This is a genomic window from uncultured Mesonia sp. (genome assembly GCA_947499595.1).
Taxonomy (GTDB): Bacteria; Bacteroidota; Bacteroidia; order Flavobacteriales; family Flavobacteriaceae; genus Mesonia; species Mesonia sediminis.
The window spans coordinates 77,446-95,325 of sequence record CANMOY010000008.1; the positions used below are offsets into that span (position 1 = coordinate 77,446).

A 17,880-nucleotide genomic window follows, 5' to 3' on the forward strand; every position below is an offset into this window, starting at 1 on the left:
AACGTACAATGAGCGAAGATCAAAAAAATAAAAAGAATCAATTAAATATTGAGCTCGATAATGAAACGGCACAAGGTAAATACAGTAACTTGGCCATCATAAATCATTCTCCGGCAGAATTTGTGGTTGATTTTGTGAGTATTATGCCAGGAGCCCCAAAAAGTAAGGTGCAATCTAGGATTATTCTTACTCCGCAGCACGCCAAACGACTGCATAAGGCACTTGGTGAAAATATACAGCGTTTTGAGCAAGCACATGGTACTATAGAAAACGATGATAAGCCACCCATCCCATTAAATTTTGGGCCTACTGGTCAAGCTTAATAAAAGAAACTCCGAAGTAAGAACTTCGGAGTTTTTTTTGGTATTTAGTAAATTTTAATCACACATCTTAAAATGAGTATAAAAAATTTTCAAAAAAATTATTTTATTTTGATTATTTATTAAGTTATATTTATAAAATTAACTAAAATAATATTTTATAAAAAAAATTACTTACTTACATTAGCTAGTTCAGGGATGTGGGCGCAAGAAACCTATCCAGCAGTTTATTATTATTACATAGAAGAAAAAGAAGCTGGAATTTCTTTTTTTAGCGAGAGGCACAAAGATTACACTATCATTATTAGTGAAAGTTCTTATGCTATACAAAGCTTAAGTCCTTATCCCGCAAATAGCCAAGTGCAAATACATTATCAATTTGAAGGAGCAACTTCAAGCTACATCAGTATTACTTCTGTACAAAAGCAGTAAGCAATAATTATATATTGAATGTAGATGATCCCAATTTTAATATTGAGGTTGCTAACTATACCTCTAGGATTTATGTGGTTACTCTTTATTGCGACGGTGAAAGCGTTGAATCAAAAAATCTTGTAGTACAATAAAAATTTAAATCATGAAAAGAATTATAAAATTAGTTATTTGCTTGTTAAGCCTAACTAGCTTCGCACAAGTGGCCCCGCTAGAAAATCATACTTGGTATTTAGAGAAATTGGTGATTAACGGGAATGATTTTCTGCCACCAAGTGCCTATCAAAATAGTTATACTGCAAATTTTGCCAACAATGCAGATTTTATTTTTTTAGCCGCTTGTTATCCAGTTGATGGTACATTGACGTACAATCAAAACCAAAATTTTAATATTAATTTTGCGGGCTATCCTTTAGATTGTGATGGCTTATCTCAGCAAGTTATAGATTATGATTTAAAAATAATCAACGATTATGTTAATACTAATGCACCAAATAATCCTTTTTCTTATTCCTTCAATTATCAATCTAATTTTATAGTGTTAACAGTAACTAACGGCAATGGCGATAAGGCCATATACCGTAACCAACAACTTGGGATTTCTAGTAATGAAAAATCAGAAGTTGATCTTTATCCTAATCCTGTGACAAGCAGTTTTCAATTAGATATAAATGCTGGGAGCAATATTAAAACAGTTCGTATTTTTTCCGTTAACGGCAAAGAAGTAATGCATTTTAAACAACCACAAGGCAGTTATAATGTATCTCAACTTTCACCGGGTATTTATTTTGTAAAAATTGAGGGTGAATACGTTAAGAATAATATGAAGCTTTTAAAAATTTAAATCATGGAAGCAATTATAAAATTAGTTATTTGTTTATTGAGCCTAACTAGCTTTGCGCAAGTAGCCCCACTAGAAAATCATACTTGGTATTTAGAAAAATTGGTGATCAACGGGAATGATGTATTTCCGCCACAAAATTTAAATCCTTATAATGATTTTAACTGGAACAATCAACAAGATTATTTTGTAGTGCAATCTTGTTCGGATTTACTTGGAATAATGATTTATGATGACGGGAATAGTCAATTCACTATAACCAATTCTTCGGTAGGACCAGGCGAATGTCCGAGTGTTCCAGATGCTGATATGTTTGATACCACGTATATCTTCGAGTTTTATGATTTCTATACTGGTCATCCAACCCCATTTACTTATGCTTTTACTAATGTATCCAATTATATTGTCTTAACAATTACTAGCGCCAATGGGGATCAAGCCATATACCGTAACCAACAACTTGGGGTTTCTAGCAATGACAAATTAGAAGTTGACCTTTATCCTAATCCCGCAACAAGCAGTTTTCAATTAGATATAAATGCTGGGAGCAATATTAAAACAGTTCGTATTTTTTCCGTTAACGGAAAAGAAGTAATGTATTTTAAGCAACCACAAGGCAGTTATAATGTATCTCAACTTTCACCAGGTATTTATTTTGTAAAAATTGAGGGTGAATACGTTAAGAATAATATCAAGCTTTTAAAAATTTAAATCATGAAAGCAATTATAAAATTAGTTATTTGTTTGTTAAGCCTAACTAGCTTTGCGCAAGTAGCCCCACTAGAAAATCATACTTGGTATTTAGAAAAATTGGTAATTAACAATACAGACTTTTCTGTGCCGAATGGGTTTAGTAATTCTTATTTCGCAAATTTTACTAACGGTGCAGATTATTCCCTAAATGCACCCTGTTATCCCATTCAAGGAACATTAAGCTATAGTCAAAACCAAACTTTTAATATCAATGATGCAAGTTCACCTTTAGACTGTGACGGCTTGCCTCAGCAAGTAACAGAATATGATGAAAAAATAATGTTTAGCATTAATCTTTCAAACAATCCATTTTCTTACGTCTTTAGTTACAAGTCCAATTATATTGAACTAACAATTACTAACGCCAATGGCGATCAAGCTATATACCGTAACCAACAACTTGGGATTTCTAACAATGACAAACCAGAAGTTGATCTTTATCCTAACCCCGCAACAAGCAGTTTTCAATTAGATAAAGATGCTGGGAGCAATGTTAAAACAGTTCGTATTTTTTCCGTTAACGGAAAAGAAGTAATGCATTTTAAAAAACCACAAGGCAGTTATAATATATCTCAACTTTCACCGGGTATTTATTTTGTAAAAATTGAGGGTCAAATAGGGCAGAAAATGAAGAAAATCATTATAGAATAAGCTGCCTAAGTCATAATTAAAAAACCTAACTGAGTAGTTAGGTTTTTTTTTAGTTTTATTTTTAAAATAAAGTTTAGAACTCAGAAGTGAGATGAAATTTAATTGTTGGGTATTTTTGTTGGGTCATTTGCAATGAAAATGCAGAATCGGCTAAAAATACCAATTGGTTCTTTTTATCTTTGGCTAAATATTTAGCCTTTACCCTTTTAAACTCTTTAAACTCCTCATTTTTTTCATCAGAGGGTTCTACCCACAGCGCTTTATACACATTTAGATTTTCATAATTGCATTTTGCCCCATACTCATGTTCCAATCTGTACTGTATAACCTCAAATTGTAAGGCGCCTACAGTACCAATTACCTTTCGGTTATTCAACTCGAGTTTAAATAGTTGTGCCACTCCTTCATCCATCAATTGGTCAATACCTTTTTCTAGCTGCTTTGACTTCATGGGGTCTGCATTGTTGATGTATCTAAAATGCTCTGGACTAAAACTAGGTATTCCTTTGTATTGCATTTTTTCGCCTTCGGTAAGCGTGTCGCCTATTTTAAAGTTGCCTGTGTCGTGCAAGCCTACGATGTCACCCGGATATGAAATATCTACGATTTCTTTTTTCTCTGCAAAAAAGGCATTGGGACTACTAAACTTCACCTTCTTTTGATTTCTTACGTGTAAATAGGGCTTGTTACGCTCAAAAGTTCCCGAGACAATTTTCACAAAAGCCAGTCTATCTCTGTGTTTAGGATCCATATTGGCATGTATTTTAAACACGAATCCGCTAAATTTATCTTCTGTAGGTTCTACCAAACGCGTATCGCTTTCTTTAGGCCTGGGGCTAGGAGCAATTCTTATAAAACAATCAAGCAATTCTCTCACTCCAAAATTATTTAAAGCACTACCAAAAAATACGGGTTGTAAATCGGCTTTTCTGTATTCTTCAATATCAAACTCAGGATAAACGCTTAAGGCCAAGTCTAAATTATCTCTTAGCTCTTCGGCGTGTTTTTCGCCAATTAGTTCATCGAGTTCTGGGTTTTTAATTTCATCTATTTCTACCGTTTCCTCAATATCTTTTCGAGGGTCTCCAGTAAATAGATTTACATTTTTCTCCCAAATATTATAAATCCCTTTGAAATCATATCCCATACCAATAGGAAAACTTAGTGGAGTGACGTGTAAGCCTAACTTTTGCTCAATTTCATCAAGCAAATCAAAAGCATCTTTTCCTTCTCGGTCTAGTTTATTGATGAAAACAATAATGGGTATTTTGCGCATACGGCAAACCTTAACCAATTTTTCGGTTTGTTCTTCGACTCCTTTAGCTACATCTACCACCACAATAACACTATCTACTGCAGTTAAAGTTCTAAAGGTGTCTTCGGCAAAATCCTTGTGACCCGGCGTATCTAGAATATTGATTTTAATATCTTTATATTCAAAAGCTAGTACCGAGGTGGCCACAGAAATACCACGTTGGCGCTCAATTTCCATAAAATCACTAGTGGCGCCTTTTTTTATTTTATTAGATTTTACCGCTCCAGCCTCTTGAATGGCCCCTCCAAAAAGCAATAATTTTTCTGTAAGCGTAGTTTTACCGGCATCAGGATGCGAAACGATACCAAAGGTTCTACGCTTGTTTATTTCTTGTTTTAACTTCATGCGGCAAAAATACTTAAATTTTGTTGAAACAAAACCTCCTGTTTTTAATTCTGATTGATTATTGTAAATAATAAAAAAGTATGTAACTTTTAACCAATTAATTTTTATTAAATAATGCGTACCTTTACCCCAAATTAAAATTTTATTCTTCTGTACTTGAGTGGATAAGCTTTTATTAAACCTAACCAATAAATTTTCTTTCTATATGAAGGTGTTTTTACGAGTTCTGTTTTTACTCTTTTTCTTATTTGTTTTTGTTTTTTCTTATTCTCAGCAAAAACAACCGCCATCAATTTTTAGCATAGACGCTATTATTTTAGGAAACAACAGCGTATTTGCCACTACCACTGTATCGGGTAGAATTTATCGAGATGCTAATAATAATGGTACCCAGGATCCGTTTGAGAATGGTATCCCTAACGTAGATGTTTTAATTTTTGGGGCAACCATTTCTCAAGCTGTTTCAACCGATGCTAACGGAGATTGGATAGCGGTTATCGATCCGGGGCCAACCACTATTGCTATTGATAATACTGATTTACCTCCAGGGTATATTCAAACAGAAGGTACAAATCCACAAACCATTAATGCTGTTGCCAATGTCGATAATTTTACCGATAAGGATGGTTTTTATTTTGAAGGTCAAATAAACGGTCATTTATATTTTGATGTCAATGGTAATGGATCACAAGATTCAGGCGAACCCGATATGCCTAATGTCACCATAAACATTACCGATACTTTTGGGCAAGTTACCAGTGTGAGTACAGATGCCAATGGAGACTGGCTAGCTACGGTTGCAGCTGTAGACGTAAGTATTGATATAGATGATAACGACCCCGACTTCCCTACAGGAGCTATACAAACTGAAGGAACAGATCCTACCCCTTTTACGGTAATCAATAATACCAATACTTTTACCGAAAATGACGGTTTTTATGAACAAGGTATATTAGAAGGGCATCTTTATTTAGATGTAAATGGTAACGGAACACAAGACACAAGTGAACCAGATTTAGCCAATATCGATGTGAACGTTGTTGATGCTTTGGGAACTACTCATGCCTTAATTACTGATGCAAACGGAAACTGGTCGGTAATTTTGCCAGCAGGAAATGCTACCTCTACCATAGATGTTAATGATCCCGATTTCCCCACAGGAGCGGTGCAAACCGAAGGTACTAACCCTACTACAACTATGGTGGTGAACAATCAAACCGTTAGCGATGATGGAGTGTTAAATGATGGTTTTTTTGAATCAGGCACATTAGAGGGGCACGCTTATCTTGATAAAAATGGAAATGGAAGTCAAGACCCTACAGAGCCAGACTTGATCAACGTAGATGTAAACATTACAACTTCTTTAGGTACTAACTTGGTTGTGGTTACAGATGCTGCAGGAAATTGGAGTGCTATGGTTCCTATTGGGAATACCACCGCTTTTATAGATGTAAATGATCCTGATTTCCCCACTGGTGCTATACAGACAGAAGGAACCAATCCTACCACAAGTTTTGTTACTTTGAATACGGTGGTAAGCGATGACGGGACTACAGTAAATGATGGATTTTATGAAGTAGGTACCTTAGAAGGTCGAGTTTATTTTGACGCTAATGGTAACGGTACCCAAGACAATCAAGAAACAGGTATTGCCAACGTTAGAGTAAATATTACCGATGTGTTTAACACTACTCAAGTAGTTACCACTGATGGAAACGGAGATTGGTCTGTAAACTTGCCAGCAGGTACAGCAGTTTCAGACATTGAGAATAGCGATTTGCCAAACGGGGTGGTGCAAACCGAAGGAACAGATCCTACAACCAGCACCATTGTGACAGGTCAAATTACAAGCGATGACGGACCCAATACCAATGATGGTTTCTTTGCTGAAGGCACACTGCTAGGCCACTTGTACCACGACCAAAATAATAACGGTGTTCAAGATGCGGGAGAACCTAATCTACCCAATGTAGATGTTCAGATAACCAATAGCTTGGGTAATACTACGGTGGTCACTACTAATGCAACTGGAGATTGGTCCATTACCACTCCAGTGGGAAATACAACTTCTTTAATCGATGTTAACGATCCAGATTTTTTAGTAGGAGCCGTACAAACCCAGGGTACGAATCCTACCACTACTGCCATTACGGCAAATAACGTTTTAAATGAAGTTCCAGACGGATTTTATTTGCCAGCTCAAAACTTAGGTACGCTGCAAGGTCATCTTTATTTTGATAGCAACGGAAACGGAACTCAAGATGCCGGTGAGCCCGATTTAAGTTATGTAGATGTGGTAATAACCGATTCGCAAGGAATAATTCAAGTGGTAACTACAAATACTGCGGGCGATTGGAGTGCAAACGTGCCAGCCGGTAATACGCAATCGGCTATTGATAGAAATGATCCAGATTTTCCTGCGGGTGCCATTCAAACCGAAGGTACAGACCCTAGTATTACCGCTGTTACTGCCAATAATACGATAAGCGAAACACCAGATGGCTTCTCATTTACAAATCAGGCAACAGGAACTTTACAAGGTCATGTATACTACGATGTAAATGGTAACGGAACCCAAGATAGTGGTGAACCCAATTTTTCAAATGTTCAAATTATTGTTCAGGATGCCGCAAACTTAATCTATAATACTGTTACCGATGCCAATGGAGATTGGTCTGTAGTGGTTAATGCAGGGGCTGCGACCTCAAACATTAACAATGCCGACTTACCACCTGGTTTTGTGCAAACCCAAGGTACTGATCCTACAACAACTAATGTAGTAGCCAATACCGTAACAGCTGAGACTCCCGATGGCTTTACAGATTCAAACTTACCTCTTGGTGAATTAACGGGACATATCTATTTTGATAGTAATAATAATGCCACCCAGGATACTGGAGAACCCAATTTGCCTAATGTAGATGTGCAAATCATAGATGTGAATGGTATAATACAAGTAATTTCTACAGATGCTAATGGAGATTGGAAGGTAACGGTACCCGAAGGTTTAACCACTTCAGATATAGTCTTAACCGATCCAGATATGCCTGCGAATGTGGTTCAGACCGAGGGTTCTAATCCAACAATAACTGTAGTGGTACAAAATACTTCTACAAGCGAAGTGCCAGATGGTTTCTTTTTACCTAATACTCAATTTGGAATGCTTCAAGGTCATTTGTATGAGGATTCAAATAATAATGGCACACAAGATGCCGGCGAACCCGACTTACCTAATGTTGACGTAGTAATAACCGATGCACTGGGTATACAACAAACCTTGGTTACCGATGCTGCCGGAAATTGGAGTGTTAGCGTGCCAGAGGGTATAACCCGTAGCGAAATTCAAACTACAGATCCAGATTTTCCTGCTGGTGCGGTACAAACCCAAGGAACAAACCCTACGCTTACCGTGGTGGTGGCAAACACTACAACCAGTGAAGTACCTGACGGATTTTTCGCCATCGGTAATGAAGTTGAAGTTTTTAGAGGGATTGTTTACTTGGATGTAAACGGTAACGGAACCCAAGATGACAATGAGCCAGGTATTCCAAACATTCCGGTACAAATCACCGATGGTCAAGGAAATATGATTCAAGTACAAACAGATAGTCAAGGGGAATGGGAAGAAGAGATATTTACAGGGCAAGTATTGTCTTATATAGATGTAGATAGTCCTAATTTTCCCTCCTACTCGTATCAGACAGAAGGGAGTAATCCTAGTAGTTTTACTTTGCTGAAGGATACACCAATTTTCGAGAAAAATGGTTATCACTTAGAACCTTTACACATATACAATGCGATTTCTCCTAATGGTGATGGTAAAAATGACGTACTTATTATTCAAGGTATCGAGCGTTATCCTGATAATGAATTCAAGGTGTTCAATCGTTGGGGAGTGTTGGTTTATGAAGCGAAAGGTTATGGACAAGACAATAAGTTTTTTACTGGCTTTAGTCAAGGAAGAGCCACCCTTAATAAGGATGAAAAATTACCTTCAGGAACTTACTTTTACACCTTAAAGTATAGAGATAGTAATAATCAAGAACGAGATTTAGACGGTTATTTGTACATCAATTAATAAAATAGTATGAACAAGAATTTTTTTCTTTTAATCATAAGTATGGTGCTTTTTGTGCCATTTAGTAATGCACAACAAGACGCACAATTTACACAATATATGTACAATCCGCTTAGCTTTAACCCAGCCTATGCGGGTAGTCGTGATGTGCTTAGTGCCGTTCTAATTCATCGTTCACAATGGTTGGGCGTACAAGGAGCTCCAACCACACAGCATTTGAGTGGTCATAGCCCAATAAATGAGACTATGAGTGTAGGCTTAAATATTATGCGTGATGAGGTAGGGCCAATGCAAGAAAATACTATTCAAGCAAGTTATAGCTACGGTATTTTTCTTAATCGAAGCTTGAGACTTAACTTCGGTTTGCAATTGGGAGCAAATTTACTCGATGTAGATTTTAATAAATTATCAATTAGAGACCCTAATGATCCCAACTTTGCCGAAAATATCGATAAGAAGTTTTCGCCACAATTCGGTTTAGGTGCCATGCTATATGATGAAAATTATTATATTGGAATTAGCGTTCCAAATCTGGTTGAAACCGAACATTTTGATCAATCCAATAATTCAAATTCGAAAACTTTAGTAAAAGAAAAAGCCTCTTTCTATCTAACTGGGGGGTACGTTTGGCAAGTTTCTCCCAATTTAAAATTTAAGCCTACTTTACTATCAAAAATTACAACGGGCTCTCCCTTGCAAATAGATATTTCAACAAACTTCTTGTTGTATGATAAATTTACGCTAGGAGCTGCTTACCGTTGGGATTCGGCTATAAGTGCATTGGCTGCATTTCAAATTTCAGACTCCTGGTTGATAGGTGTTGCCTACGATATGGAAACAACTTCATATTCAGCCTACAACAATGGTAGCTTAGAAGCCTTTTTGAGATTTGAATTATTCAAGAAATACAATAAAATGCTAACGCCACGATTCTTCTAAAAAAATGGTTATGAAAATGCAAAATATCACTTACTTACTTTTTCTTTTCACCTTTTTCTTTCAAAGCTCATTATTGGCTCAAGAAGATAAGTTAAAAGAAGCAGATAAAATGTTCGATAGGTATGCCTTTATAGATGCCCGAGAAATATACTTAGAAGTAGCAAAAGCGGGCTATGAGTCTGAAAACCTTTTTAAAAAACTTGGGGACTCTTATTATTTTAACGGAGAACTTACTCAAGCACTCAATTGGTATGAAAAGCTCTATGGATTGAAGTCAGAAAATCTAGATGAGAGTTATTTGTTTAGGTATGCCATGGCTTTAAAAAGTAATGAGCAGTACAAAAAATCGGATTCGGTGCTTCTAGAATTTGAAAAATTAAAAGAAAATGATTCGCGGGTTGAACTTTTAAAAGGAGAACGAAATTACCTCGAATTAATTGAATTGCAGTCCGGTAAATTTGAAATTGAATTGGCTAATATCAATTCAAAGTTATCAGACTTTTCGCCCCAAGTGGTTGATAGTTTGTTGATTTTTGCATCCAATAAGGAAGTTGCTTCTACAGTAAAAAGGGTTCATGAATGGAATAAACAACCTTACTTAGACTTATATTTTGTAAAGCTTAATGAAGATAATCAAATTGTGAGCGAGCCAACCCCATTTGAAGAAACCATTAATTCAAAATTCCACGAATCTTCGGCTTGTATGACAAAAGATGGCTTAACCCTCTATTTTACTCGAAATAATTACAATAAGAAAAAATACGGAAAAAGTGAGGAGGGAATCAATTTTTTAAAAATATATAAATCAGAACGTGAAAGTATAGATGCCCCTTGGGGAACACCAGAGGAGTTACCCTTTAATAATGATAACTATTCCGTAGCACATCCTACCTTAAATAAAGACGAGACTAAGTTATTTTTCGCTTCAGATATGCCAGGTACTAGAGGAATGTCCGATATTTATTTTGTCGAAATTTTAGCTGACGGCTTTGGGGATCCTGTAAATTTAGGCGAGCACATTAATACAGAAGCCAGGGAAACCTTCCCATACTTTTCAGATAAAAATGAGCTTTATTTTGCCAGTGATGGGCATATTGGTCTAGGAGGTCTAGATGTATTTGTCACCGTTTCGAAAGAGGATGGTACATTTGGCGAAGTTTTTAATGTTGGCGCACCTATAAACAGTTCAAAAGATGATTTTAGCTTCGTATTTACGCAAGGAAGCAAAAAAGGTTTTTTTGCTAGTAACCGTCCAGGCGGATTAGGCGAAGATGATATCTATCATTTCACACAAAAAGAAGATTTAATAACCGCCTGTCAACAATATGTGAGCGGAGTAATTACGCAAACCGAGAACCAGCAACCCATTGCTGGAGTGAAAGTAGAGTTGTATGATGAAAATTTAACATTTTTAGATGAAACGGTTACAGATGATGAAGGGGGCTATGAATTTACTCTTGATTGCGATACACGTTATATTATACGAGTTTCAAAAGATCAATTCAAAACCGATGAGAAGCTCTTAAAATCAGGTTCTGAATTTGAGAAAAATTTTGATCTTCCTTTGAATGTAGAGAAAGGTGGTAATTCAACCTTGGGCGTAACTAAAGCGGGAAAAGGAGATGATTTACGAAGTCTGCTACAACTCGACCCTATTTATTTTGATTTAGATGATAGTCAGATAAGAGCAGATGCTGAGGTGGAATTACAAAAAATCGTTGCAGTACTTAAAAAGTATCCTGAGATGAAAATTGATATCCGATCGCATACCGACAGTAGAGCAGGAGATGCCTACAATATGTTGTTATCAGAAAAAAGAGCAAAAGCAACCGTATCATACCTTCGCAACCAAGGTATTTCTTCAGGAAGAATATCAGGAAAGGGTTATGGCGAAACACAATTAATTAATCATTGTGAAAACAACGTACCTTGCTCTGAGCAAGAACACCAATTAAATCGTAGGTCAGAATTTATCATATTAAATGATAATGAAACCCCAGAGATTTTAAGAAAAAATATCAGTAAACGTCAGCAAGAAAGTCAGCAAATAAAAGACAAAGCAGAAAACAAGGAGCTCACTACAACTTACGATTTTACTAGTAATGAGATTTATTATACCGTTCAAATTGCAGCCGTAAATAAAAACAATCCTTTGGTTGGTTTTAATGAAGTTTCTGGTGTATTTAACCATGTTTATCCCGATGGGCTAAGAAGATATTTCTCTAAGTTATTTAAAACTAGAGAGGAAGCAGATCAATATAAGTTGGTCGTTCGTGAAGCTGGTATAAAAGGTGCTTTCGTGGTAGGAATTCAAGGGCAAAACAGGTTCTAAAAAAAGGCTAAACCGCCATTATAATTTAGTTTATCTCAAATACTTTTGTATTTTTGATAACTATGGAAGAACAAGTGATTTTGGTAAACGAGAAGGATGAGCAAATCGGTTTGATGGAAAAAATTGAAGCTCACGAAAAGGCTCTGTTGCATAGAGCATTCTCGGTTTTTGTCTTTAACGACAAAAATGAAGTGATGATTCAACAACGTGCCTTTGGGAAATACCATTCCCCAGGCTTATGGACCAATACTTGCTGTAGTCATCAAAAGCCAGGCGAAACCAATACGCAGGCCGGTGAAAGGCGACTGCAAGAAGAAATGGGTTTTACCACGCCTTTAAAAGAAGTTACTTCTTTTATATATAAAGCTCCATTTGACAACGGTTTAACAGAACATGAATTTGACTATATCTTAATTGGACATTATAATGATGTGCCTCAAATTAACGAAGAAGAGGTAGCTTCGTGGAAATGGGTTAGCTTAGATTTTTTGAAAAAAGACATCGAAGCCAATCCCGATATTTATACCGCTTGGTTTAAAATTATTTTCGAAAAGTATTATCAATATATTTCAAAATAACATGGTAAGCGTTTGTAGGAAAGCACATTTTAATGCGGCTCATAGGCTTTTTAATAAAGAATGGAGCGATGAAAAAAATAAAGCTGTATTTGGTAAGTGTAGCAATCCGCTATATCATGGTCATAATTATGAGCTGGAAGTTCAAGTAACTGGACCGGTAGATCCAATTACGGGTTTTGTTATTGATTTAGGACTATTAAAGCAATTAATTAAAGAAAAGGTTGAAGACGTTTTAGATCATAAAAACCTAAATTTGGAAGTTCCAGAATTTAAAGACTTAAATCCTACAGCAGAAAACATAGCCATTGTTATTTTTAATTATTTGAGACCATATTTAGATGAAGAATTAAAGCTTGCTATTACCTTATACGAAACACCTAGGAATTTTGTAAAATATGAAGGAAAGGAATAAGGAAGCTAAGCTAAGCCCACTTTTATTTAAACCTATCTTAAAACAAAAAGTATGGGGAGGTACTCGTTTAGTTAAAGAGTTTAATAAGCCCGCGAATTTTGACAAAATTGGAGAAAGTTGGGAAATAAGTGATGTCGAAGGCAATTCTTCTGTGGTTGCTCAAGGACCATTTGAAGGTCAAACTTTAAACGCTCTTTTACAAAATTATAAAGAAGAATTGGTAGGGCCTAAAATCTATGAGAAATTTGGAAATACTTTTCCGCTTTTAATTAAGTTTATAGACGCTAGCGAGAATTTATCGGTGCAACTGCATCCCGATGATCATTTAGCGCAAAAACGCCATAACAGTTTTGGTAAAACTGAAATGTGGTATGTAGTAAAAACTGATGATGATGCTCATTTAATTACGGGCTTTAAGCAATCCTGTACCAAAGAAAACTATTTAAAAGCATTAAACCATGGTAAATTAGCCTCAATTTTAAAAAAAGAGCCGGTTAAGCCTGGTGATGTTTTTTTTATAAGCCCTGGTTTAATTCACGCCATTGGTAAGGGTACCTTATTGGCCGAAATACAGCAGACTAGTGATGTTACTTACCGAGTGTATGATTGGGACCGTGTTGATATTGATGGGAATAAACGTGAATTGCATACAGATTTGGCAATAGATGCCATTGATTTTTCTTTTCCTATTCATTATAAAATATCCTATGAAGAGAAAGTTAATCAACCTGTAAGCCTAGTTGAAAATATATTTTTTACTACTCAAAAACTCAATTTGGTAGATGTAACCGATTTTTCTATTGAAATTATAGATTCGTTTGTTATTCTAATTGTTATTGAAGGAAAAATAATAATTAAAGATAAGCATAATACAATGAGCGTTGAAGCGGGGCAGAGCGTTCTTATACCTTACCAATTAAAACAAGCAGTGAATATTTCTGCCAAACAGGCTACAGTTCTTCATGTGAGCATTTAATATTAACTTGAATTCTTTTTTTACACGTATAAATAGACTAATTTTGGCGAATAAAATTATAATGCTATGGCAAGTAAGAAAAACCTGAAAAAAGATTTAAATTATGTGATGAGCGATATTATAGAAACCGCTATCATATATCAAATAGCTCATCCAGAGGAAGACGCAAAAGAAACAGATGCTATTATTGCAGATGCCGTTAGCGATTTCAATGCCATGATTACAAAAATTAACCAAAGAGATGTAGAGCATAAGGGTAAGCACCTTAAAGAAGTGAGCAAAGAAATTGAAACTAAAGCACACGACTTAATTTCAAGAATCAACGCTTTGTAAATATTTTAGCGAGCGTACTTTCGCCTTCTAAGATTATAGTAAAGAACTGCAGCTATCGTTAGTATAAATAGCGGTAAGCCTAAATTTAAAAGTTGCCAAGTTAAACGTTCTTGTGCAACTTTTTCTGTATTTAAGAAAGCCAATTTTACATCTTTACTACGAAGTGCTAAAAGGCCTTTATCATCTAGCATATAGTTTACCGCATTTATCAAAAGCGACTTGTTTCCATAAGTGGTTCCAGTAAATCGGTCAAAACCTAATTCAATAGGCCCATTTTTACCATATTCATTTTTAACGATATCTCCATCGGCTATAACTACCATTTGAGTGGAATCACTACTTTCTCTATAGTCTTTATAATCTATCGGTTTAATTCTTTTATCATAAACCGATTTAAATTTTCCTTCTATTAAAACACCTATATTCTTGGTGCCTTGATTAAAACCTTTAGCTTCAGTTTGGCTTACGAGTTCCTGTAAATTAAGTAAACTTGGTACTTATTCTAATTTGGTTTTCGGTGAGCTGTGTAATAAAATGGTCTTTTTTAATCCCTTTCTTTCAAGTGTGTCTATGGGGCTAGAAAACTCGAGTTTTACCGCTTCTATATTTTTGATTATTGGATGCTCTTTTGTGCTTATAGCTAAAGGTGAATAAAACCAAGGTATTGGTTTAAACTGAGTGTTGTTGCCTTCGCCCTGAGCTAAAACCAATGGTGCCGATACAAGGTCTTGTACCAAGCTTGGATTAATTCGTATACCGTAGCTAAAAAAATAATCTTGTAAATTCAAGTTTTTCGGCATCGCAAGAGCAGTGTTTTCTGGATTGCTAAACAAACTATCCTTTTCAATTATAACCCCTTCAGTCAGCCAAAGCATTTTACCGCCTTGCATTAAGTACTGGTCTAAAACAAATTTTTCTTTTTCTGTGAAAGCCCTACTAGGTTTAGCTTCAATTACCAAGTCAAACCCTTCAAGTTGTTTTAATGTCTTAACAGGGTTTAAGGCAGTAGAATCTAAAGTAAAAGGTGCTATATAGTAAAACTCTTTAAGCGAATTTACAAAATCGGCTATATAAGGATCTGCTAATTCTCCATTACCGCGCATTACCGCAATTTTTTTGGTCTTTTCGTATACCAACTGGTTTAGCGCACTGGTAAAATTATATTCAAGATTTGCAATAGAAAGGTTTACTATCTCTTCATTATTACTTGTAATATTCTTTTTCAAAAGCGGAATTTTCACTTGTTTGCCATTTAATTCGGCAACAGCCCAAGGAAACATAAGCCGCTCTGTTAACTTGCCATTTTCTCTTATGTTAAGCGATTCTGGCGTCATTCCTGATTGGTAAAATCTCTGAGCTACTTGTTGAGCGTCTTCCTCTTGATTAAGGGGATTGATAAATTGAAATTTGACATTTTTATTTAAAGCGGAAAACTCTTCTAGCAAATATTGGGTTTCCAATTGAAGCCTTTTAAATTCACCGGGAAAATCTCCTTTTAAAAATACGCTTATAGCAACAGGTTCTGTTACATCAGCAATTATTTTTTTGGTGTTGTTTGATAAGGTGTACTGCTGGGCTGAGGTCAAATCAAATCGGTAAAAGAAAAAGTTACCCAAGATGTTGATCAAAACAATTCCTAACACAAAAAGGAGTAATGGTTTTAGATTTTTAAGCATACTAAGCGATTTCTTTACGGATTTGGTTTCTGGTTAAAAATATAAATAGGGCGATAATACTAAAAAAATAAATGAGATCGCGAGTGTCTATCACGCCACGACTTATACTTTTATAGTGATAATTAATCCCCAGATAAGTAAGATCATATTGTTGGTTTCCTAGGAGGTGGATGCCTTCTAGATTATCTAAACCAACAAAGAAAATAAATAATAGTAGCACCGAGGCCATAAAAGCCATTATTTGATTTTTTGAAATACTTGAACAAAATAAACTTATGGCAGCATAGGTAGCACTTAATAAGACTAATCCGATATAACTGGTGAAGAGTGCTCCAAAATCGGCATTTCCTGGTGTTTTACCCAACTGGTAAATGCTAAATACGTAAAGGGTGGTTGGTAAAATGGCCATTAAACTTATGGTTAGAACGCCTAGATATTTACCCCATACTAATTGATTCTGAGAAATTGGCTTGGTAAGTAATAGCTCTAGTGTGCCCTGCTTTTTTTCTTCAGAAAAACTACGCATACTTATCGCAGGAATTAAAAATATAAAAATCCAGGGAGCAATAGTAAAAAACGGAGTGAGATTGGCAAATCCGAAATCAAGTATATTGTACCCGGTGTTAAACACCCACAAAAACAAACCGTTAAGTGTTAGGAATACACCAATCACCAAATAGCCGGTGAGATTAGAAAAAAAAGATTGGAGTTCTTTTAAATAAATAGCTTTCATTAATCTAAAGTATAAAGTTTATCTAGTGTCCAAGCCTCTGGTTTGGCATTAAAACCTGCTTTAGTTGCTGGCCAAATTAATTTAAATAATTGGGAATGACGATAGCGCTCTAAAGCCTCTTGGTTTTCCCAATAACTATAGGTAAAAAATATATTATCATGATTTTTGTCTTGATAGAGTTCTAAGAATTGGCAGCCTTCAAAACCTCTTATTTTTGTTTTGTATTCTTCAAAAAGAGATTTAAAATCAATTACGGCCTCTGGTTTAAAAGACAATTTAACTATTCGTACTATCATTAATTAAAATTTATGGTTATGGTGTCTAGCAATTTTAGCCCCAGTAAGGTCGAGGCACTTCCTACAGTATGTGGGTTACTTTTATAGATAGCAATTTCTAAGTAATTGGCCGTGTTAAAAATAGCCATTTTTTTACCCTCTTCTTCTCGAATTTCTTTAGCCTCATTAAAGTCTATAGCGTGGCTATAGGTATCGTATATTTTTGTAAAACGCGTGGTTCGCGCACTTATTACAAAATCACGCCCTTTTCCTATTTGCTGAATGGTATTACGCGTTACATTGGTTACCACATTGCCATAATTGTCTATATATATAACGTGACCTTGTATTTGATTTTGAGCATCATTTATTTGAGGCTTTATCGCTTTTAATTGTTTAATTGCTGTAATGGGTTTTCCAATAACCTCTAGCGTACCACCTCGTGCAATATGAGATGCTACTTTTACAAATATATCTAAAACCGGAAAAGTGGTTTCGACCGCATCGTGGATATTGATTTCTACAATTTTTTGTGGATTGATTTCTGATGCGATTAACGAAAGGATTCCATTGTCTGCACAAATAAAATAATGATTATCTAAAGCAATGGCTAAATGTTTGTTTTCTGGTGTGATTTCTGAATCAACACCAATAATATGAATGCTGCCTTTTGGAAAAGTGTGATAAGCATTTTTGATAATATAAGCCGCTTCTAAAGTATGAAAAGGAGATACCTCATGGCTTATATCAACAATATTAACATCGCCAAGCTCACTAAAAATAGAACCCTTTATAGCCCCAATAGAGGGGTCTTTAAATCCAAAGTCTGTCGTAAGCGTAATAATGGGCATAAAAGTTAATCTTTAAATGCTAAACTTTACTTAGTTTTTG

Annotated in this window: 18 protein-coding genes; 12 read left to right on the forward strand and 6 right to left on the reverse strand. The window is 35.4% G+C overall.

The window, feature by feature from the left end; genetic code table 11:
- The first annotated feature begins 8 nt into the window (after nucleotides 1-8).
- From ACH2AZ_RS10080 to ACH2AZ_RS10100, 5 genes are all read left to right on the forward strand, one after another.
- Entirely contained in the window at nucleotides 9-323 is a 315-nt protein-coding gene (locus tag ACH2AZ_RS10080) for a DUF3467 domain-containing protein (RefSeq protein WP_147860548.1), read from the forward strand.
- Between the two features lie 195 nt (nucleotides 324-518).
- Entirely contained in the window at nucleotides 519-752 is a 234-nt protein-coding gene (locus ACH2AZ_RS10085; RefSeq protein ID WP_394907750.1) for a hypothetical protein, read from the forward strand.
- Between the two features lie 145 nt (nucleotides 753-897).
- Complete coding sequence (locus ACH2AZ_RS10090) at nucleotides 898-1,596, forward strand: T9SS type A sorting domain-containing protein (RefSeq protein WP_394907751.1); 699 nt, start codon at nucleotides 898-900, stop codon at nucleotides 1,594-1,596.
- 3 nt (nucleotides 1,597-1,599) lie between these two features.
- Nucleotides 1,600-2,304: a T9SS type A sorting domain-containing protein gene (locus ACH2AZ_RS10095; protein ID WP_394907752.1), complete on the forward strand. Its 705-nt coding sequence runs from the start codon at nucleotides 1,600-1,602 to the stop codon at nucleotides 2,302-2,304.
- A 3-nt stretch (nucleotides 2,305-2,307) separates the two neighbouring features.
- Nucleotides 2,308-2,997 (forward strand): T9SS type A sorting domain-containing protein, encoded by a 690-nt coding sequence (locus tag ACH2AZ_RS10100; protein ID WP_394907753.1) that lies wholly within the window; start codon nucleotides 2,308-2,310, stop codon nucleotides 2,995-2,997.
- 73 nt (nucleotides 2,998-3,070) lie between these two features.
- Here ACH2AZ_RS10100 and ACH2AZ_RS10105 read toward each other — a convergent pair whose 3' ends face one another.
- Nucleotides 3,071-4,657: a peptide chain release factor 3 gene (locus ACH2AZ_RS10105; protein WP_394907754.1), complete on the reverse strand. Its 1,587-nt coding sequence runs from the start codon at nucleotides 4,655-4,657 to the stop codon at nucleotides 3,071-3,073.
- A 205-nt stretch (nucleotides 4,658-4,862) separates the two neighbouring features.
- On the opposite strand from ACH2AZ_RS10105, the gene ACH2AZ_RS10110 reads away from it, so the two are divergent.
- The 7 genes from ACH2AZ_RS10110 (at nucleotide 4,863) to ACH2AZ_RS10140 (ending at nucleotide 14,305) form a co-directional block, all read left to right on the forward strand.
- Nucleotides 4,863-8,735, forward strand: coding sequence for an SdrD B-like domain-containing protein (locus tag ACH2AZ_RS10110; RefSeq protein WP_394907755.1), 3,873 nt, complete (start codon nucleotides 4,863-4,865; stop codon nucleotides 8,733-8,735).
- 9 nt (nucleotides 8,736-8,744) lie between these two features.
- A complete protein-coding gene (locus tag ACH2AZ_RS10115) occupies nucleotides 8,745-9,674 on the forward strand; it encodes a type IX secretion system membrane protein PorP/SprF (protein WP_394907756.1) in 930 nt (309 codons plus the stop codon).
- Between the two features lie 10 nt (nucleotides 9,675-9,684).
- Nucleotides 9,685-12,006 (forward strand): OmpA family protein, encoded by a 2,322-nt coding sequence (locus tag ACH2AZ_RS10120; RefSeq protein ID WP_394907757.1) that lies wholly within the window; start codon nucleotides 9,685-9,687, stop codon nucleotides 12,004-12,006.
- A 62-nt stretch (nucleotides 12,007-12,068) separates the two neighbouring features.
- Nucleotides 12,069-12,584 (forward strand): isopentenyl-diphosphate Delta-isomerase, encoded by a 516-nt coding sequence (gene idi, locus ACH2AZ_RS10125; RefSeq protein ID WP_394907758.1) that lies wholly within the window; start codon nucleotides 12,069-12,071, stop codon nucleotides 12,582-12,584.
- A gap of 1 nt (nucleotide 12,585) precedes the next feature.
- Nucleotides 12,586-12,996: a 6-pyruvoyl trahydropterin synthase family protein gene (locus tag ACH2AZ_RS10130; protein ID WP_394907759.1), complete on the forward strand. Its 411-nt coding sequence runs from the start codon at nucleotides 12,586-12,588 to the stop codon at nucleotides 12,994-12,996.
- Nucleotides 12,980-13,972, forward strand: a complete 993-nt coding sequence (locus tag ACH2AZ_RS10135; RefSeq protein ID WP_394907760.1) for a type I phosphomannose isomerase catalytic subunit — start codon at nucleotides 12,980-12,982, stop codon at nucleotides 13,970-13,972. Before ACH2AZ_RS10130 ends, ACH2AZ_RS10135 begins: the two co-directional genes overlap by 17 nt.
- A 66-nt stretch (nucleotides 13,973-14,038) precedes the next feature.
- On the forward strand, nucleotides 14,039-14,305 hold the full coding sequence (locus ACH2AZ_RS10140; protein WP_379043114.1) for a hypothetical protein: 267 nt from the start codon (nucleotides 14,039-14,041) through the stop codon (nucleotides 14,303-14,305).
- 5 nt (nucleotides 14,306-14,310) lie between these two features.
- Here the strand turns inward: ACH2AZ_RS10140 and ACH2AZ_RS10145 are convergent, their stop codons facing one another.
- From ACH2AZ_RS10145 to ACH2AZ_RS10165, 5 genes are all read right to left on the reverse strand, one after another.
- On the reverse strand, nucleotides 14,311-14,628 hold the full coding sequence (locus ACH2AZ_RS10145) for a hypothetical protein (protein ID WP_394907761.1): 318 nt from the start codon (nucleotides 14,626-14,628) through the stop codon (nucleotides 14,311-14,313).
- Between the two features lie 174 nt (nucleotides 14,629-14,802).
- Entirely contained in the window at nucleotides 14,803-15,981 is a 1,179-nt protein-coding gene (gldG, locus tag ACH2AZ_RS10150) for a gliding motility-associated ABC transporter substrate-binding protein GldG (RefSeq protein ID WP_394907762.1), read from the reverse strand.
- Nucleotide 15,982: 1 nt separating this feature from the next.
- A complete protein-coding gene (gene gldF, locus ACH2AZ_RS10155; RefSeq protein WP_394907763.1) occupies nucleotides 15,983-16,714 on the reverse strand; it encodes a gliding motility-associated ABC transporter permease subunit GldF in 732 nt (243 codons plus the stop codon).
- Nucleotides 16,714-17,010 carry a putative quinol monooxygenase gene (locus ACH2AZ_RS10160; RefSeq protein WP_379043105.1) on the reverse strand — a complete coding sequence of 99 codons (297 nt, stop codon included), beginning with the start codon at nucleotides 17,008-17,010 and terminating at the stop codon, nucleotides 16,714-16,716. Before ACH2AZ_RS10160 ends, gldF begins: the two co-directional genes overlap by 1 nt.
- Complete coding sequence (locus ACH2AZ_RS10165) at nucleotides 17,010-17,840, reverse strand: S-adenosyl-l-methionine hydroxide adenosyltransferase family protein (protein ID WP_394907764.1); 831 nt, start codon at nucleotides 17,838-17,840, stop codon at nucleotides 17,010-17,012. Before ACH2AZ_RS10165 ends, ACH2AZ_RS10160 begins: the two co-directional genes overlap by 1 nt.
- Between the last annotated feature and the right edge of the window lie 40 nt (nucleotides 17,841-17,880).

What these genes read in the sequence shown, in the direction of transcription:
- ACH2AZ_RS10080 (WP_147860548.1), top strand. Translation starts at nt 9, where the DNA reads ATGAGCGAAGATCAAAAAAATAAAAAGAATCAATTAAATATTGAGCTC.
- ACH2AZ_RS10085 (WP_394907750.1), top strand. Translation starts at nt 519, where the DNA reads ATGTGGGCGCAAGAAACCTATCCAGCAGTTTATTATTATTACATAGAA.
- ACH2AZ_RS10090 (WP_394907751.1), top strand. Translation starts at nt 898, where the DNA reads ATGAAAAGAATTATAAAATTAGTTATTTGCTTGTTAAGCCTAACTAGC.
- ACH2AZ_RS10095 (WP_394907752.1), top strand. Translation starts at nt 1,600, where the DNA reads ATGGAAGCAATTATAAAATTAGTTATTTGTTTATTGAGCCTAACTAGC.
- ACH2AZ_RS10100 (WP_394907753.1), top strand. Translation starts at nt 2,308, where the DNA reads ATGAAAGCAATTATAAAATTAGTTATTTGTTTGTTAAGCCTAACTAGC.
- ACH2AZ_RS10105 (WP_394907754.1), bottom strand. Translation starts at nt 4,657, where the DNA reads ATGAAGTTAAAACAAGAAATAAACAAGCGTAGAACCTTTGGTATCGTT.
- ACH2AZ_RS10110 (WP_394907755.1), top strand. Translation starts at nt 4,863, where the DNA reads ATGAAGGTGTTTTTACGAGTTCTGTTTTTACTCTTTTTCTTATTTGTT.
- ACH2AZ_RS10115 (WP_394907756.1), top strand. Translation starts at nt 8,745, where the DNA reads ATGAACAAGAATTTTTTTCTTTTAATCATAAGTATGGTGCTTTTTGTG.
- ACH2AZ_RS10120 (WP_394907757.1), top strand. Translation starts at nt 9,685, where the DNA reads ATGAAAATGCAAAATATCACTTACTTACTTTTTCTTTTCACCTTTTTC.
- idi (WP_394907758.1), top strand. Translation starts at nt 12,069, where the DNA reads ATGGAAGAACAAGTGATTTTGGTAAACGAGAAGGATGAGCAAATCGGT.
- ACH2AZ_RS10130 (WP_394907759.1), top strand. Translation starts at nt 12,586, where the DNA reads ATGGTAAGCGTTTGTAGGAAAGCACATTTTAATGCGGCTCATAGGCTT.
- ACH2AZ_RS10135 (WP_394907760.1), top strand. Translation starts at nt 12,980, where the DNA reads ATGAAGGAAAGGAATAAGGAAGCTAAGCTAAGCCCACTTTTATTTAAA.
- ACH2AZ_RS10140 (WP_379043114.1), top strand. Translation starts at nt 14,039, where the DNA reads ATGGCAAGTAAGAAAAACCTGAAAAAAGATTTAAATTATGTGATGAGC.
- ACH2AZ_RS10145 (WP_394907761.1), bottom strand. Translation starts at nt 14,628, where the DNA reads ATGGTAGTTATAGCCGATGGAGATATCGTTAAAAATGAATATGGTAAA.
- gldG (WP_394907762.1), bottom strand. Translation starts at nt 15,981, where the DNA reads ATGCTTAAAAATCTAAAACCATTACTCCTTTTTGTGTTAGGAATTGTT.
- gldF (WP_394907763.1), bottom strand. Translation starts at nt 16,714, where the DNA reads ATGAAAGCTATTTATTTAAAAGAACTCCAATCTTTTTTTTCTAATCTC.
- ACH2AZ_RS10160 (WP_379043105.1), bottom strand. Translation starts at nt 17,010, where the DNA reads ATGATAGTACGAATAGTTAAATTGTCTTTTAAACCAGAGGCCGTAATT.
- ACH2AZ_RS10165 (WP_394907764.1), bottom strand. Translation starts at nt 17,840, where the DNA reads ATGCCCATTATTACGCTTACGACAGACTTTGGATTTAAAGACCCCTCT.